The following is a 14823-nucleotide window of genomic DNA, read 5'->3' on the forward strand; positions in this document are numbered from 1 at the left end:
GATGTGGGCGGGTCGATGGGGTGGCGGCCGTGACGGTGCGTCAGTGGGCCGGCGCCGGTCCCGTACCGGCCTCGGCGAGCAGCCGGGAGATCACCGCTCCGGCGCGTGCCGCCTCGGCGGGCCGCTCCGCTTCCGGCACATCGTGCGTCTCCAGCTCCAGGCTGTAGTGGCCCTCGTAGCCGACGGCCGTCAGATGGCGGATCAGCGCGGCGAAGTCCACCTCGCCGCGGCCGATGCTGCGGTGGATGTCGCCGCGTACGGCATCGCGCAGATGGACATGGGCGAGGCGGTCGCCGAAGGCGCGGGCCGCCGCCACGCAGTCGCCTCCCCCGGCCACCACATGGCTGGTGTCCAGCACCAGCCGGACCGGGGTCCCCGCCAGTTCCTCTCGCAGGCGCAGGGCGCGGGGGAGGTCGTGGCACAGCCGCGAGAAGTGCGGGGCCTCGACGAGCAGTGCGAGTCCCGCCGGTGCCACCACCCGCTCGGCGGCGGCCAGCGCACCGGCGACGGCGCGGATCGCCGCGTCCTCGTCCCCGCGCGGAGGACCACCATGCGACGGCCCCTCATGCGACGGTCCCTCACGCGCCGGGCCCTCATGCGCCGGACCCTCATGCGCACCGCAGGGCAGCGTGACCGAGGGCGCACCCGTCAGCTCCGCCAGCCGCACCAGCGGCTCCAGCCGTGCGGCGACCGTCGGCGGAGTGAGCGCCGGGTCGTCCAGCGGGCCGATGTCCGCGTTGACGGTACGGACGCGCAGCCCGCTGTCGCGGACCAGTCCGGCGATCGGCCCGACCCGCTCCCCCGGCAGCGGGAAGGGCACGTGGTCGCAGACGCCGGGCAGGGCGCCGAGGTCGGTCGTAGCGAACCCGGCCCCGGCGATCTCCCGCAGCGCCTCGTCCAGTGGCAGCCTGCGCAGCGAGATCGTGCTGCATCCGACGCGCGGGTCGATCGGCTGCCTCCCCGATGCGCCCGTGACGGCCGTGACGGCCGAGGCGGAGGACGCGGCCGTCACAGCTCCGCCCGCACACGGTCCTTGACCGCGGCCACCGACAGGCCGTAGCGGTCGTGCAGGGTGGGCAGCGCTCCCGCGGCCAGGAACGCGTCGGGCAGGCCGATCGGCACGATCCGCGTCCCGGCACCCGCGTACGCCAGGCAGGAGGCCACGGACTCGGCGAGCCCGCCGATGACGGAGTGGTTCTCCAGCGTCACCACCAGCCGCCCCTTCGCCGTCTCGCGCAGGATCGTCTCGTGGTCCAGCGGCTTGATGGTCGGTACGTGCAGTACGGCGGCGTCGATGTGGTCGGCCTCCAGCTCGCGCGCGGCGGTGAGTGCGCGCGGTGTCATCAGGCCTGTCGAGACGAACAGCACGTCGCGTCCGGTGCGCAGCGTGGCGGCGCGGCCCAGCTCGAAGCGGTAGTCGTACTCGTCGAGCACGGTGGGCACGGCGCCGCGCAGCAGCCGCAGATAGGTCGGCCCTGGCGACGCTGCCAGTGCGGGGACGGCCTGTTCGATGTCGACGGAGTCGGCGGCGTCGACGATCGTCAGCCCTGGGACGCCGCGCAGGATCGCCAGATCCTCGGTGGCCTGGTGACTGGGCCCGTAGCCGGTGGTGAGTCCTGGCAGCGCGCCGACGATGTTCACGTTCAGGCCGGGTTCCGCGATGTCCAGGCACAGGAAGTCGTAGGCGCGGCGGGTGGCGAAGACGGAGTAGGTGGAGGCGAACGGGAGGAGCCCGACCTCCGCGAGACCCGCCGCGGCGCCGAGCATGGCCTGTTCCGCCATGCCCGACTGGAAGAACCGGTCGGGGTGTGCCTCGCGGAAGATGTGCATGTCGGTGTACTTGGCCAGGTCGGCGGAGAGTCCGACGATCTCCGGGCGCTCCTCCGCGAGCCGGGCCAGCGCGTGGCCGAAGGGGGCGCGGGTGGTGCGCTGCCCCTCCTCGGCGATGGAGGCGATCATGGCCGAGGTGGTGAGCTTGCGCGGCGCTTCCTTGGCTTGGGTCTTGTCCTTGGCCGTTGACGGGGCGGCGGTCATGCGGCGGTTCCTTTCCGGGGAGGGGCGGGCGAGTGGGGGACGGGGTGGGCTACTGGAGGTCGCGGCCCTGTGCCAGCTCGTCGCGCGCGAGCTGCCACTCGTGCTCCTCGACCCGCATGAAGTGCGCCTTCTCCCGCGTCTCCAGCAGCGGCACGCCGCGCCCGATCCGGGTGTCGCAGACGAGCACCGAAGGCGAACCCCGGTGTGCGCGCAGCGCGTCGAAGGCGTCGACAAGGGCTCCTATGTCGTTGCCGTCCACGCGTATCGCACGCCAGCCGAACGCCTCCCACTTCTCCGTGACCGGCTCGGTCCGCAGCACACCGGCCGTGGGGCCGTCCGCCTGGAGGGCGTTGACGTCGACGACGGCGGTGACATTGTCCAGCCCGTGGTGGGCGCAGAGCATCGCGGCCTCCCAGGTGGAGCCCTCGTCCAGCTCGCCGTCGGAGAGCAGGTTGTAGACCCGCGCCTCGCTGCCCTGGTGCCGCAGCCCGAGGGCAATGCCCGCCGCGATGCCGAGTCCGTGGCCGAGCGAGCCGCCGGAGATCTCCATGCCCGGCGTGTACGAGGCCATGCCCGACATGGGCAGCCGCGAGTCGTCGCTGCCGTAGGTGGCCAGCTCGTCGGTGTCCAGGATGCCCGCCTCGGCGAGCGCCGCGTACAGGGCGATGGCGTAGTGGCCGACCGACAGCAGGAACCTGTCGCGTTCTGGCCACTCCGGTTCGTCGGCGCGGTAGTTGAGCACGTCCTTGTAGGCGACGGCGAGGATGTCCGCGACCCCGAGCGCCTGGCCGATGTAGCCCTGGCCCTGTACCTCGCCCATGTCGAGGGCGTGGTGGCGGATGCGGTGGGCCGCGTCGCGCAGGGCACGGATCCGCGCCTCGCGTGGGACCCCGCGGGACGGGGCGGTGGCGGTCGCGGTCGTGGTGGGTGCGGGGGTGGACGGGGTCACTGGTGCGTCACTCCTCGGGGAGGTACGGGGTGGTCACGGGGAGCCGGGAGCCGGGGGCCGGGAGGTCTTCGGGGCGGCGGGTCAGCGGGTCAGCGGGCCGCGGCGGTGACCGGTTCCGCCGTGGGCGCGCCCTCTCCCGTGGCCAGGTCCACCGCGCTCTTCTCGCGCGGCCCCCAGGTCTCCCAGGTCACGAGCGTCGCCACGAGCCCCAGCAGCCCGTAGAGGCTGAAGAGCAGCGCGGGCCCCACCCAGCCGGTGCCGGAGTACAGGGCCGTGGCGATCATCGGGGTGAAGCCGGAGACGACCGCGGAGAGTTGGTAGGCGAGGGAGGTCCCGGCAGTGCGGGTCTTGGTCGCGAACAGCTCGGCGAACCAGGCGCCCTGGACCCCGGCGAGGGAGTTCTGGCACACCGCGTAGCTGACGACGAAGGCGACCAGCACCAGCGCCGCCACCTCGGTGTTGACGAGCAGGAACATCGGGACACCCCACAGGAACGTGATGACGCAGCCCGTCAGATACACCGGGCGCCGCCCGACGCGGTCGGAGAGCCCGCCCCACAGGACGGTGGCGAGGATGCCGAGGGCCGCGGCGGTCACCAGCGCGACGAGGCTGACGGTTCCCGAGACGTCGGGCGCCTTGTCGTCGTCGAGGTAGGAGAGGACGAAGGTGACGGAGATGGCGTATCCGGCGGTCTCGGTGCTCCGGAGGCAGAAGGCGCGCAGCACGTTGCGCCAGTCCTCGCGCAGCACCTCCAGCAGCGGGTTCCTGGCCACCTGCCCGGAGTCCTTCAGCTCCTGGAACTCGGGCGACTCGTCGATCTTGAGCCGGATGAGGATGCCCACGGCGATCAGTACGGCGCTGAAGAGGAAGGGCACGCGCCAGGCCCAGGTGTCGTTCAGGGTGTGGGCGCTGAGGAGGAAGGCGAGGTTCGCGAGCAGCAGTCCGACGGGGAAGCCCGCCTGGGTGATCCCGGTGTAGAGGCCGCGTTTGCGCCATGGCGCGTGCTCGTACGTCATCAGGATGGCGCCGCCCCACTCCGCGCCGAAGGCGAGCCCCTGGATCACGCGGACCACGACGAGCAGGACCGGGGCCCACACGCCGACCATCTGATACGTGGGCAGACAGCCGATGAGCACGGTGGCGACGCCCATGAGCAGCAGGGAACCGACGAGCACGGGTTTACGTCCGACGCGGTCGCCGAGGTGCCCTGCGACGATGCCGCCCAGGGGGCGCGCCGCGAAGCCGATGCCCAGTGTGGCGAAGGACAGCAGCGTCGCGGAGAGCGGGTCGGAGTCCGGGAAGAACACGTCGCCGAAGTAGAGCGCGGCGGCCGTGCCGAAACCGATGAAGTCGTACGTCTCGATGGTCGCGCCGACGCCGCAGCCGACGGCGACCCTTCGCCGCTCCGGCGATCCGTGCGCCGCGTGCCGCGCCGCCTGTGCGGGGGGCGGGGAGCCTGCCATGGGCGATCCTCCTTGATCGTCTCTGACGCGCCTGTCGGCGAGGGCATCGTTCAAGTGTCATGTTGACTGTTAACACTCAACAGTGACAGTGATCGATACTGTCGTCGCCACGTCGTTCGACGTCAACCTCCCCGAAACAACTTTTTTCGCTCCGGAGGCATGCGGGATTCCGCCCCCGTTCCCGCTCGTTGCCCGCAGGCGCGGCAGTGGGCCTACGGGCGTGAGGTGAGGGCGCGCCAGCCGTTGTCGAGGAGGTCGAAGGCGCGGGTCAGGGCCTCGCGGGGGTTGCCATGAGCGCGGGCCGCGTGGGGCGCTTCGAGGGAGAAGTGGGCCAGCGCCGTGCACGCGGGATCGTCCGCCGCGAGGCCGCTCTCGTCGGCGATGGCCGCGGCGAGGGCAGTGGTGTGGCGCAGCCACATGGCCTGGTGGTAATCGCGCAGGGCCGGGGTGTCGTTCACCAGCCTGAGGAAGGTGGCGAAGCGGGGATCGGCGTCGGGGGCGGCCTCGCGGCAGCGCAGGGCGTGCTCGCACAGCGCCGCCGGAATGGACTGGCCCCGGGGCCGCTCGTACACGGCGGCGAGCAGACCGGCCTCCATGTCGGCCTCCCGGTCGAAGACGAGGGCCTCCTTGACCGGGAAGTGCTTGAACAGCGTGGTCGTCGACACGTCCGCGGTGTCCGCGATCTCCCGGATGCCCACGTCGTCGTAACCGCGCTCCAGGAACAGGCGCAGCGCCGCGTCGGCGATGGCCTGGCGGGTGGCGGCCTTCTTGCGTTCGCGGCGCCCTATCGGCGCGGGTGCGGTGCCGCCGCTACGGGGATCGACGTCAGACATGTCCGCAACCTACCCCATTCGTTGCCCAGCTTCAAAAGTTGAGTTGTTGCACTTATTTAGTTGGTGTGCTCTTCTGAGGCGTCAGCCGTGCGGCACCGCCGCGCGACGCGACGCGACGACACCGCGTCCCGATAACACGACGTCACGACGTCACGAACGGAGCAGCACCATGAACACCACAGCCCCCATCCCCCGCATCGCCATCGTCGGCGCCGGTCCCGGCGGCCTGACCTGCGCGCGCATCCTGCAACGGCACGGCATCGCCGCCACCGTCTACGACCAGGAATCCGGCCCCGGTGCCCGCGACCAGGGCGGCACCCTCGACCTCCACGAGGACAACGGCCAGCTCGCCCTCCGCGAGGCCGGGCTGCTGGAGGAGTTCTTCCGGCTCTCCCGCCCCGAGGGGCAGGAAATGCGGCAACTGGACCGGGCGACGGGCGCGGTCACCTCCCATCACGTCCCGGCGGAGGGTGAGCGCTTCAAGCCCGAGATCGACCGAGGCCCGCTGCGCGATCTCCTCCTGAACTCGCTCCGGCCCGGCACGGTGCGCTGGGGCCACGCCCTCCGCTCCGTCGAGCCCGTCGGGTCCGGGTCCGTCCACGGGCAGGCGCGGGGCCCCCGTCGACTGCGCTTCGCCGACGGCACCACCGTCGAGGCCGATCTCGTCATCGGCGCGGACGGCGCCTGGTCCAGAGTCCGCCGCGCCGTCTCCCCGGCCCTCCCCCGGTACACCGGGATCACGTTCCTAGAAGCCTGGTTCCACGACGTCGACAACCGACACCGCGACATAGCCGGACTCGTCGGCCAGGGCAGCGCCACCGCCGCCGACGGCGAGCGCGGCCTGTTCGCGCAGCGCAACGGCGGCGGCCACATCCGCGTCTACGTCATCCAGCGGCTCCCCGCCGACTGGATCACCGCGTCCGGCCTCACCTCCCAGGACACCGGAGCGCTCCGCGCCCTGCTCCTGGACCGCTTCCGCGACTGGTCACCCCGTCTGCGGCGGCTGGTCGGCGACAACGACGGCGTATACGTCGACCGCCCCCTGCACGCGCTGCCCGTCCCCCACGCCTGGGAGCACGACCCCGCCGTCACCCTGCTGGGAGACGCGGCGCACCTCATGCCCCCGCTCGGCGTCGGCGTCAACCTCGCCATGCTCGACGCCTGCGAACTCGCCCTCGCCCTCGCGCACCACGGCACCGTCGACGACGCCCTCCACGCCTACGAGCAGACGATGCTGCCCCGCTCCGCCGAGATGCAGCGCCTGCTCGACGGCCGCGCCGCTGACCTGCTCTCCGACGAACCGCACGACCCCGCGCACGGCGAGGACAGCGGCCTGGCGTCCGGAGCTGCCTAGCGACCTAGCGGCCTAGCGCTTGCTGGAGGCCGGGCCGTCGGCCTCGGGCTGGAGCTTCGTCATGGCCGAGGTCATGTGCTCGTGCAGAACACCGACCGCGGCATCCGTGTCACCGCGCTCGATCGCCTCGACGATGGGCAGGTGGTGCCCGGCTGACATGGTGGCCTTGCGACGCTCGCTGGCGGCGCTCATGACCACCACGCGCGTCGGCCCCTCCAGATGATGCCAGGTCTTCACGAGCATCGAGTTCCCCGACAGCTCGCACAGCAGGGAGTGGAAGGCAAGATCCGCCTCCACCTGGGCCTCGAAGTTCCCGGGGTCCTCGAACGCCTCGTCCAGCCGCTCCAGTGCCTGCCGCAGCGCAGCCGCCGCACTCGTCCTGTCCTTGTCCGGCAGCGCGATGACCTGCGCGACGGCGAGCCCTTCCAGCGACCCCCGCACCTCGAACAGCTCGCGGACCTCCTTCGGCGACAGGCTCTGCACGCGCAGCATCCCCCGTACGCCCGCGACGACCAGCCCCTCCTGCTGGAGGTGGCGCAGCGCCTCCCGTACCGTGCCCCGGCTGACCGACAGCCGCGTGGCGATCTCCACCTCGCCGAGGTGGTCGCCCGGCCGGTACTGGCCTGTGGTGATCGCGGTGCGCAGCGCCATGAGGGCACGCTCCCGCAGGGTGGAGCGGTCGAGATTCGGCAGCGCCGGGACGGTCACGGGCGCGTTGCCCCCCTTCGAGGACGTGCGGCGACGGACAGGACGAGACGGGCAGGACGACTCGATGATTCTACTGTCGACTGTTGACTGTCGTCCTCCCCGCCGGCGGTGACCGGCCCCCGCCCGCACACCGGGGCGGGGCCGGGTCCCAGAAGGGGCCTACCGTTCGGGCGTCGTGAAGTACGCGGCGAAGGCCGAGACGATCTCGCTCTCGCCGATCAGCCCGTCCTCGTCCGTCGCGAGGGAGCGCGCCGCGGCACCGCAGCGCTCCTCGTCCACACCCAGCGCCTTGAGCGCCCGCTCGGCCTCCTGCGGGGTGGTGCGGCCGTCGCCGTCCGAGTCCGCGATGTTCACGACGGCGTGCAGGAAGGGACGGGCGATCTCGCCGAAACGGTCCGGGTTGTCGCGCAGCCGCTTCACCGCGCCGTTCACGAACTCCTCGCGGGTGATGCGCTGGTCGCCGTCGCGGTCCGCGATTCCGGCCATGCCCTGCCAGAACGCCTCGGCCCCGATGTGCAGGGCCTGGCCCCGCTCGGAGCGCGCCTTCACGCCGAATTCGCCGAGGATGGCCGCTGCCGCCGTCGTGAAGTCCTCACGGGAGATGTAGCCGTTGCCGTCCTGGTCGAAGGTGGCGAACCGGACGGCGATTCTCCGCGTGTGCTCGCTGCTGTCCATGGTGGTGCGTGCCGCCTCACATATCAGGTGGGTCCGTTCGTCAGGGGGTGTCGTCACAGTAGCGCCGTCCGGCCGTCAGGCGTCGCGGTCCAGACGGGACTTTGACGACACCCCCGAGGCAGCGTACGACGTGAGCGGGCGCGCGGAACGGAAAACGCGGTGGCCGGGCGGACGCTGTCACGTTTCTCACCGTGGCTCGATGTCCGTCCTCGTGCGGGAGATCACCCTCGCGGCGGTACGCGGAAGAGGACCGTACGTACCGCCGCGAGGGCGTGACACACCGGGCAGGCGAACGCCCGGTGGGCAGGGCGGGCTCCGGCGCGAGGCCACCTGCTTGCCGGAGCCCGCCGTTCAGGGGGGCCGTTGCGCCGTTACCGCCGCGTCGGCGTCGGCGGCAGTCCGGCCCGTACCGTGCGCGCCGCCTCGACCAGGTGCTCCAGTGAGGCGCGCACCTCCGTCCAGCCCCGGGTCTTCAGGCCGCAGTCGGGGTTGACCCACAGCCGTTCGGCGGGGATCGCCTCAAGTCCCTTGCGCAGCAGCGCCGCTGCCTCGTCCGCGCCGGGCACGCGCGGCGAGTGGATGTCGTAGACGCCGGGGCCGACCTCGCGCGGGTAGCCGACGGCGGCCAGTTCGTCCGCCACCCGCATGTGGGAGCGGGCCGCTTCGAGGCTGATGACGTCCGCGTCGAGCGCCTCGATCGCGGAGACGATGTCGCCGAACTCCGCGTAGCACATGTGCGTGTGGATCTGGGTGTCCGCGCGTACGCCGCTCGTGGTGAGCCGGAACGCCTCGGTGGCCCAGTCGAGATACGCCTCCCTGTCGGCGGCCCGCAGCGGCAGGGTCTCGCGCAGCGCGGGCTCGTCGACCTGGATGACGGCGGTGCCCGCGCCTTCCAGGTCCTGGACCTCGTCGCGCAGGGCCAGTGCCACCTGCCGCGCTGTCTCCCCCAGCGGCTGGTCGTCGCGCACGAAGGACCAGGCCAGCATCGTGACCGGGCCCGTCAGCATGCCCTTGACAGGACGGTTCGTGAGCGACTGCGCGTACGTGGTCCAGGCGACGGTCATCGGCTCGGGCCGCGAGATGTCGCCCGCCAGGATCGGCGGGCGCACATAGCGCGTGCCGTAGGACTGCACCCAGCCGTGCTGGGTGGCGAGGTAGCCGTTCAGCCGCTCGGCGAAGTACTGGACCATGTCGTTGCGTTCGGGCTCGCCGTGCACCAGGACGTCCAGGCCCGCCTCCTCCTGGAAGGCCAGCACCTCGCGGATCTCGGCGGCGATGCGCTGGTCGTACGCGGTGTCGTCGATGCGTCCGCTCCGCAGTTCGGCGCGGGCCGTGCGCAGTTCCGTCGTCTGCGGGAACGAGCCGATGGTGGTGGTCGGCAGCAGCGGCAGCCCCAGGCGGGCGCGCTGCGCCGCCGCGCGCTCCGGATACGGCTGCGAGCGGCGCGCGTCGGCCGGTGTGGCCGCCGCGCAGCGCGCGCGGACGGCGGGATCGCTGGTCAGCGCGGAGGAGGCGCGGGAGGCGAGGTCGGCGCGGTTGGCTGAGAGCCGCCCGGTGATGAGGTCGGTGCCGCCGCTCAGGCCGCGGGCCAGGGTGACGACCTCCTCGGTCTTCTGCCGGGCGAAGGCGAGCCAGCGCGCGATCTGCGGGTCGACGTCGCGTTCCGCGGCGGCGTCCAGTGGCACGTGCAGCAGCGAGCAGGACGGCGCGACGTCCACCCGTTCCGCGAGGCCGAGGAGGGAAGCGAGGGTGCCCAGCGACTTCTCCAGGTTGTTGATCCACACGTTGCGGCCGTCGACGACGCCCGCGACGAGCCGCTTGCCCGGCAGTCCACCCGCGCGTGCCAGGTCGTCAAGGTTGGCGGCGCCGGGCCCGGTGAAGTCCAGGGCCAGCCCCTCCACGGGCGACTTGGCCAGCACGGGCAGGGCCTCGCCGAGGCGGTCGAAGTAGGAGGCGACCAGCAGCTTGGGCCGGTCGGTGAGGGCGCCCAGTTCGCGGTAGGCGCGCTCGGCCGCGTTCAGTTCGGCCGCCGTGCGGTCCGAGGCGAGCGCCGGTTCGTCGAGCTGCACCCACTCGGCGCCCGCTGCCCGCAGATCGGCCAGCACCTCGGCGTACACGGGCAGCAGCCGGTCCAGCAGCGTGAGCGGCTCGAAGCCGTCCGCCACGCCGGGCGCGGGCTTGGCGAGAAGGAGATAGGTGACGGGTCCGACGAGCACGGGCCGCGCGGTGTGCCCCAGTGCCACCGCCTCCCTCAGCTCTCCGACGGGCTTGGCGGAGTCGGCGGTGAAGACCGTGCCGGGGCCCAGTTCGGGCACCAGGTAGTGGTAGTTGGTGTCGAACCACTTGGTCATCTCCAGGGGCGCGGTCTCCTGGGTGCCGCGTGCCATGGCGAAGTAGCCGTCCAGCGCGTCGGTGTCCACGGCGTCGCGGTGCCGCTCGGGGACGGCGCCGACCATCACGGTGGTGTCCAGCACATGGTCGTAGTACGAGAAGTCCCCGGTGGGAACCTCGTTGATCCCGGCGTCGGCGAGGCGCCGCCAGTTGTCCCGGCGCAGGGTGGCCGCGGTCTCCCGCAGGGCTTCTGCGGTGACCCGGCCCTTCCAGTAGCCCTCGACGGCCTTCTTGAGTTCCCTCTTGGAGCCCTGGCGGGGGTATCCGTGGACAGTGGCGCGGGTTGCCGCGGCTGCGGACTTGCTGGTCACTCAACTCTCCTTCGCGAGTCGTGTCGGTGACCCCGGAGGCCGAGCGAGGGGACGAAGGAAAGGCTCACGGGAGGCGCACGCCGTCCGCGCCCTTCCCGTACCGCCGACCCGCCCTCGAGGTCACCGAGATCTCCGCGCACGGGTTTCGTACGCGGACAGTTGGCAGGTCTTCGGACTCGCGGACCCGCCGGGCGCTTCTCGCCCGGCACCTACTGGCCGTCGCTTCCCGGACCCTTCCTGGGACCAGTGCTGATGACGGCGGTCGTTTCCGCTCACCGCTGCGGGGCAGCTCCGGATTCTCACCGGATTCCCTCTTGCGACGCGCCTGCCTGGAGGGCAGGGCGAACCGACTGCGCCGCCCACCCTACGTCGGCGGAACGGCACTGAACAGTGCGCCCCGGCCCGCCTGGTCCCCCGGCGCGTGGCGCAGTGGCGTGCGCGTCGTCGCCTGCGCGCCCTACTGAGCCCCGAGTTCCGCTGCCACGATGAGGCACCGGGGGGACGGCCATGGACCAGACGGGGATCAGAATCGCGAGCGGCGTCGCCGTCTGGATCTTCGCCGCCTTCGGCGGCCTGCTCATCATCCTGCTCTCCCGTGCCGTCACCTCGGCCGCGCAGTACCTCAGGGGACAGGGCCGCATCCTCCCCCTCGTGGTGCGCCCCGACCCGGGCGACGGCGAGGCGCCGGGCGAGACCGGGGGCGAGGGTGGAGGCGGGGGCGGGGGCGACGGTTCCGCCGCCGCGCGGCGCCAGGCGTGCCGTGAACTGGCCGCCCATCTCGCGGTGCGTCTGAGCGCCACGTCGAACGACTCGCTGCTCGCGCCCGGCGCCGCCTCGCCCACCCCCGTCGCGCCCTCGCCGCAGGCGTCGTCCACCCCGCACGGCTGGCTGGAGTCCGTGGTGCGGCTCACGGTGTCCAGACCGCGCGCGTTCCACGTCCACCTCACCGAGATGGAGCCGGTCGAGGAGGGGCTGCGCCGGGTATCCGTACGGATCGTGCGGGCGCCGCAGGGGCAGATCGTGGCGGCCACCGTCGTCGAGAAGCCGCGGGACGAGCAACTGGTGGAGACGCTCGCCTGCTACACCACCGTCAGCGTGCGCGGCCTCCCCGCGATGCGCCGCCGCATCCCCCGCTGGGAGCGCTGGGACCACGACGTGCGCGGCTACGCGCGGTTCCGGCACGGCGTCACCGAGCAGGAGAAGGCACAGGCGCGCGAACAGGCCCGGCCGCTGCCCGCGCCGCTGCTGGCCTACAGCGTCCCCCGGCGGTACGCCGCAGCGCTGCGCGCCTTCGCCGACGCCGCCGAGTACTCGCCGGGCAACCTCACCCTCCGCCTCCACCAGGCGGCGCTGCACGAACGGGTGGGCTCCTACCGGCCCAAGGAGTACGCGAAGGCCATCGACATCTACCAGCGGTGCACCGAGCTGTGGCCGGGCCACATCGAGACCGCGTACCGCACCGCCATCGCCTACTCGCGCGGCTCCACCCCGGTACGCAGGGGCTCCCCGCGCCTGTCCGAGAACGAGATGGAGCGCCTGCACGACACCGCCAACCGGCACTTCGACGACCTCGAACGGCGGCTGCGGCGGCGCGCGCTGGCGCGGTGCTGGGCCCGTACGGTCGTGCCCGGCGGACGGTGGAACCCGGGCGAGCGGCGCTACTGGTCGTCCTGGCTCACCCCGCTGCCGCTGCCCGCGCGGCGCAGCCGCCGCAGCACGTTCCGCGGCGCGATCGTCATCGCCCGCGCGGGCCACACCATGGGCGGGGCGCTGCGCACACCGGGCGAGTCGCCGCGGCTGCGCGAGATACAGCGCGAGGTGGAGACCGCGTTCGAGCGGGTCGCCCGCCAGGTGATGAGCGGCAGCCGTGGTCCCGGCCATCTGCGGCTGCTGTACCCGCAGCGCGGGCACTCGCTGCGCGGCGGCGTCCACGACGCGGCCTGGCACGCGACGCCGCTGCCGGGGCGCCCCACCTCGCGCTTCTGGGGCCCGCTGCGGCGCCCCGGCGTCGGATGGCTCGCGCACTACAACGCGGCCTGCTTCCTGGCCCTGGCCATCCCGCTCGCCCCGGCCTTCCGGCCGGGGCGCTACGCGGACGACGGCCAGTGGAGCGAGGACTGCGCCCGTGCCGCGCTCAACCAACTGGACAACAGCCTGCGCACACCGGACACCGAGCTGACCACGGGCTGGATCCTGCACGACGCCGACCTCCAGGCCCTGTGGAAGACCGGACTCGGCGCCCGCTGGGCCTCGTTCATGGGCGTGCCGCTGTCCAGAGCACGGTGAACGCGGGGGTGCGCGGGGGTGCGCTGTGGTGCGCGGGGCTACCTTCCTCGGGCCGCGCACCGCACACTGTGCCGATGGCCGAGCAGCGGGCAGTCGAGATGCGGGCACAGGACGAGCGCGGGGTGGCGGCGCTGTGGGACCGGATGGCGGTCGACGACCTGGTCACCGGTTACGCGGCGGCCGTCGACGACGGCGACTGGGACGAGTACCGGGCGCTCTTCGCGCCGGAGGGACGTGCCGACTACCGCTCGGCGGGCGGCGCCGAGGGCGACGTCGAGACCATGGTGCGCTGGCTCACGGAGACCCTGGGCCTCTTCTTCCCCATGCGCCAGCACCTGATCGTCAACCGCCACGTGGAGACCGACGGCGCGACGGCGACCGTACGGGCCGACTACTACAACCCGATGCGCTCCGGGAGCGCCGAGTCGGCAGCGCCGGACTTCGAGTGCGGTGGCCGCTACGCGTTCACGGCCCGGCGCACGGAGGCGGGCTGGCGCCTGACGCAGGTGGTGGCACACGAGAAATGGCGCCGCTGAGCCCCTCCGGGGTACGGCCACTTCACGGCTCGACGGACCCGCGCACCGCCCCCGCGCGGCCCCGTCACTCGCAGAAGACCTGCACCTTCGCTTCCCGGTCGTTGACGTCCACCGACACCTCCTCAAGGTGCTCGACAAGTTCCTCGATGTGCTGCGGCTTCAGCTCGGTGAGATCGATCGGCACCCCCGACTTGTTCAGCTCCGCGCTGACCTTGGTGAGCGCCTGCGGAGGGACGAGGCTCGCGAGCCGGACCCCGGCGCGCAGAAGCTGGAGCGGGACCTGGATGTTGACGTGGCTCGGCCCGTCGCCGTCCGCGGTCTCCGCCGAGTTCACCATCACGCGCAGGTACTTGGGCCGGGTCTTCGCGCGGGGCGCGTCCCCCGGCGCGGCCCGGGGCCGTTCGCGTTCGAGGGCGTCCAGCAGCCGCTCGGCCTCGTCCGCGCTGATCTTGCCCTCGGCCAGCATCTCCAGGATCTGACGGCTCTGCTCGTTCATGTCATTCATCCCCTCCGGCGCCAGTTCAACTGACAATTACCAGCAGGGCCGTGCGGCCCTGCTCGATCTCGATCCGGGTGCCGGGCAGCGCCCACAGCAGCCGCCCGGTGCCGCGCAGCGCTCCCCCCGGGCTCACCCGGAAGACGAGGCAGGCGACCAGCCCGGCCGGCACGGCGAGCAGCAGCAGCGGCGACAGCACCAGCAGCACCGGCGGGACCGGGACGTACAGCCGCCGGCGACGGCCGTCGGAACGGCGGTAGCCCACCGTCACCAGCAGCGGGATCACCGGGACCGCTCCAGCTCGGCCAGCGCCTCCTGGGCGCTGATCTCCCCCCGCCGCAGGCGGTCGACGACGTCCGCGCCGCTGGGCGCGGGATCGGTTTCGACGAACTCCAGTCGCTCGGCGATCCGGTTCAGGCGGGCCTTGACCGTCGGGTAGCTCACCCCGAAGATCCGCTCCATCTCCTTGATCGAACCGTGTGACCGCACGAACGCGGCGACGAACACCTGGTCGTCCACGCCGAGCTGCGCCAGTTGCGGCGGCTCGAACTGCCCCTCGACCGCGACGCCGCTGCCGGTGAGCCGGACCCGCTCGACCACGAACGGCTGCCCCTGCGTCAGGTCCGTCAGTTCCTGCCAGTCCACCCTCGGCTCCCCTGCTCTCGGTTCCTCGGTCCTCGACGACATGCTCTTAGTTTATTTTTATCTTCACTTTTTTAAGTTGTCAACGCGAAAAACTTAATTTATTTGATTCAGTCCTCAGTGGTGCCCCGGCCGACGCGCCCTC

General features: G+C 72.3%; 14 protein-coding genes and 1 riboswitch. Of the genes, 3 read left to right on the top strand and 11 right to left on the bottom strand.

The window, feature by feature from the left end:
* Positions 1–40 precede the first annotated feature (40 nt).
* The 5 genes from ACWGJ2_RS20015 to ACWGJ2_RS20035 form a co-directional block, all read right to left on the bottom strand.
* Positions 41–1012 carry a sugar phosphate isomerase/epimerase family protein gene (locus ACWGJ2_RS20015; protein ID WP_453347470.1) on the bottom strand — a complete coding sequence of 324 codons (972 nt, stop codon included), beginning with the start codon at positions 1010–1012 and terminating at the stop codon, positions 41–43.
* A complete protein-coding gene (locus ACWGJ2_RS20020; protein WP_453347471.1) occupies positions 1009–2034 on the bottom strand; it encodes a transketolase family protein in 1026 nt (341 codons plus the stop codon). The genes ACWGJ2_RS20015 and ACWGJ2_RS20020 overlap by 4 nt, the downstream gene beginning before the upstream one ends.
* 49 nt (positions 2035–2083) lie before the next feature.
* Positions 2084–2983 (bottom strand): transketolase, encoded by a 900-nt coding sequence (locus ACWGJ2_RS20025; protein WP_453347472.1) that lies wholly within the window; start codon positions 2981–2983, stop codon positions 2084–2086.
* Positions 2984–3072: 89 nt separating this feature from the next.
* Positions 3073–4446, bottom strand: a complete 1374-nt coding sequence (locus ACWGJ2_RS20030; protein WP_453347473.1) for an MFS transporter — start codon at positions 4444–4446, stop codon at positions 3073–3075.
* Positions 4447–4658: 212 nt separating this feature from the next.
* Complete coding sequence (locus tag ACWGJ2_RS20035; RefSeq protein ID WP_453347474.1) at positions 4659–5279, bottom strand: TetR/AcrR family transcriptional regulator; 621 nt, start codon at positions 5277–5279, stop codon at positions 4659–4661.
* Between the two features lie 169 nt (positions 5280–5448).
* Between ACWGJ2_RS20035 and ACWGJ2_RS20040 the strand changes: the two genes are divergently transcribed.
* Positions 5449–6633: an FAD-dependent oxidoreductase gene (locus ACWGJ2_RS20040; protein WP_453347475.1), complete on the top strand. Its 1185-nt coding sequence runs from the start codon at positions 5449–5451 to the stop codon at positions 6631–6633.
* Between the two features lie 12 nt (positions 6634–6645).
* On the opposite strand, the gene ACWGJ2_RS20045 is transcribed toward ACWGJ2_RS20040, so the two are convergent.
* The 3 genes from ACWGJ2_RS20045 to metE all read right to left on the bottom strand — a co-directional run bounded on the left by ACWGJ2_RS20045 (position 6646) and on the right by metE (position 10718).
* Entirely contained in the window at positions 6646–7341 is a 696-nt protein-coding gene (locus ACWGJ2_RS20045; RefSeq protein ID WP_453347476.1) for a GntR family transcriptional regulator, read from the bottom strand.
* A gap of 159 nt (positions 7342–7500) precedes the next feature.
* Positions 7501–8016: an EF-hand domain-containing protein gene (locus ACWGJ2_RS20050; RefSeq protein WP_453347477.1), complete on the bottom strand. Its 516-nt coding sequence runs from the start codon at positions 8014–8016 to the stop codon at positions 7501–7503.
* A gap of 371 nt (positions 8017–8387) precedes the next feature.
* Positions 8388–10718 carry a 5-methyltetrahydropteroyltriglutamate--homocysteine S-methyltransferase gene (gene metE, locus ACWGJ2_RS20055; protein WP_453347478.1) on the bottom strand — a complete coding sequence of 777 codons (2331 nt, stop codon included), beginning with the start codon at positions 10716–10718 and terminating at the stop codon, positions 8388–8390.
* Positions 10719–10862: 144 nt separating this feature from the next.
* Positions 10863–11085, bottom strand: a riboswitch (cobalamin riboswitch).
* Positions 11086–11225: 140 nt separating this feature from the next.
* Here metE and ACWGJ2_RS20060 point away from each other — a divergent pair.
* Positions 11226–13004, top strand: a complete 1779-nt coding sequence (locus ACWGJ2_RS20060; protein WP_453347479.1) for a hypothetical protein — start codon at positions 11226–11228, stop codon at positions 13002–13004.
* Between the two features lie 74 nt (positions 13005–13078).
* Positions 13079–13540: a nuclear transport factor 2 family protein gene (locus ACWGJ2_RS20065; protein WP_453347480.1), complete on the top strand. Its 462-nt coding sequence runs from the start codon at positions 13079–13081 to the stop codon at positions 13538–13540.
* Positions 13541–13604: 64 nt separating this feature from the next.
* Here ACWGJ2_RS20065 and ACWGJ2_RS20070 read toward each other — a convergent pair whose 3' ends face one another.
* The 3 genes from ACWGJ2_RS20070 to ACWGJ2_RS20080 are packed head-to-tail and all read right to left on the bottom strand — an operon-like array spanning position 13605 to position 14723.
* Entirely contained in the window at positions 13605–14036 is a 432-nt protein-coding gene (locus ACWGJ2_RS20070) for an SHOCT-like domain-containing protein (RefSeq protein WP_453347481.1), read from the bottom strand.
* Between the two features lie 25 nt (positions 14037–14061).
* Positions 14062–14322, bottom strand: coding sequence for a hypothetical protein (locus ACWGJ2_RS20075; protein WP_453347482.1), 261 nt, complete (start codon positions 14320–14322; stop codon positions 14062–14064).
* The gene (locus ACWGJ2_RS20080) at positions 14319–14723 is read right to left on the bottom strand and encodes a DUF2089 domain-containing protein (RefSeq protein WP_453347483.1); all 405 of its coding nucleotides are present in this window, start codon (positions 14721–14723) and stop codon (positions 14319–14321) included. The genes ACWGJ2_RS20075 and ACWGJ2_RS20080 overlap by 4 nt, the downstream gene beginning before the upstream one ends.
* Between the last annotated feature and the right edge of the window lie 100 nt (positions 14724–14823).

The organism is Streptomyces sp. NPDC054796, assembly GCF_053611545.1.

Bases quoted from the DNA above. Each gene is read 5' to 3' on its own strand.
- ACWGJ2_RS20060 (WP_453347479.1), top strand. From the start codon at position 11,226: ATGGACCAGACGGGGATCAGAATCGCGAGCGGCGTCGCCGTCTGGATC.
- ACWGJ2_RS20040 (WP_453347475.1), top strand. From the start codon at position 5,449: ATGAACACCACAGCCCCCATCCCCCGCATCGCCATCGTCGGCGCCGGT.
- ACWGJ2_RS20065 (WP_453347480.1), top strand. From the start codon at position 13,079: ATGGCCGAGCAGCGGGCAGTCGAGATGCGGGCACAGGACGAGCGCGGG.
- ACWGJ2_RS20080 (WP_453347483.1), bottom strand. From the start codon at position 14,723: ATGTCGTCGAGGACCGAGGAACCGAGAGCAGGGGAGCCGAGGGTGGAC.
- ACWGJ2_RS20020 (WP_453347471.1), bottom strand. From the start codon at position 2,034: ATGACCGCCGCCCCGTCAACGGCCAAGGACAAGACCCAAGCCAAGGAA.
- ACWGJ2_RS20035 (WP_453347474.1), bottom strand. From the start codon at position 5,279: ATGTCTGACGTCGATCCCCGTAGCGGCGGCACCGCACCCGCGCCGATA.
- ACWGJ2_RS20050 (WP_453347477.1), bottom strand. From the start codon at position 8,016: ATGGACAGCAGCGAGCACACGCGGAGAATCGCCGTCCGGTTCGCCACC.
- ACWGJ2_RS20030 (WP_453347473.1), bottom strand. From the start codon at position 4,446: ATGGCAGGCTCCCCGCCCCCCGCACAGGCGGCGCGGCACGCGGCGCAC.
- ACWGJ2_RS20070 (WP_453347481.1), bottom strand. From the start codon at position 14,036: ATGAACGAGCAGAGCCGTCAGATCCTGGAGATGCTGGCCGAGGGCAAG.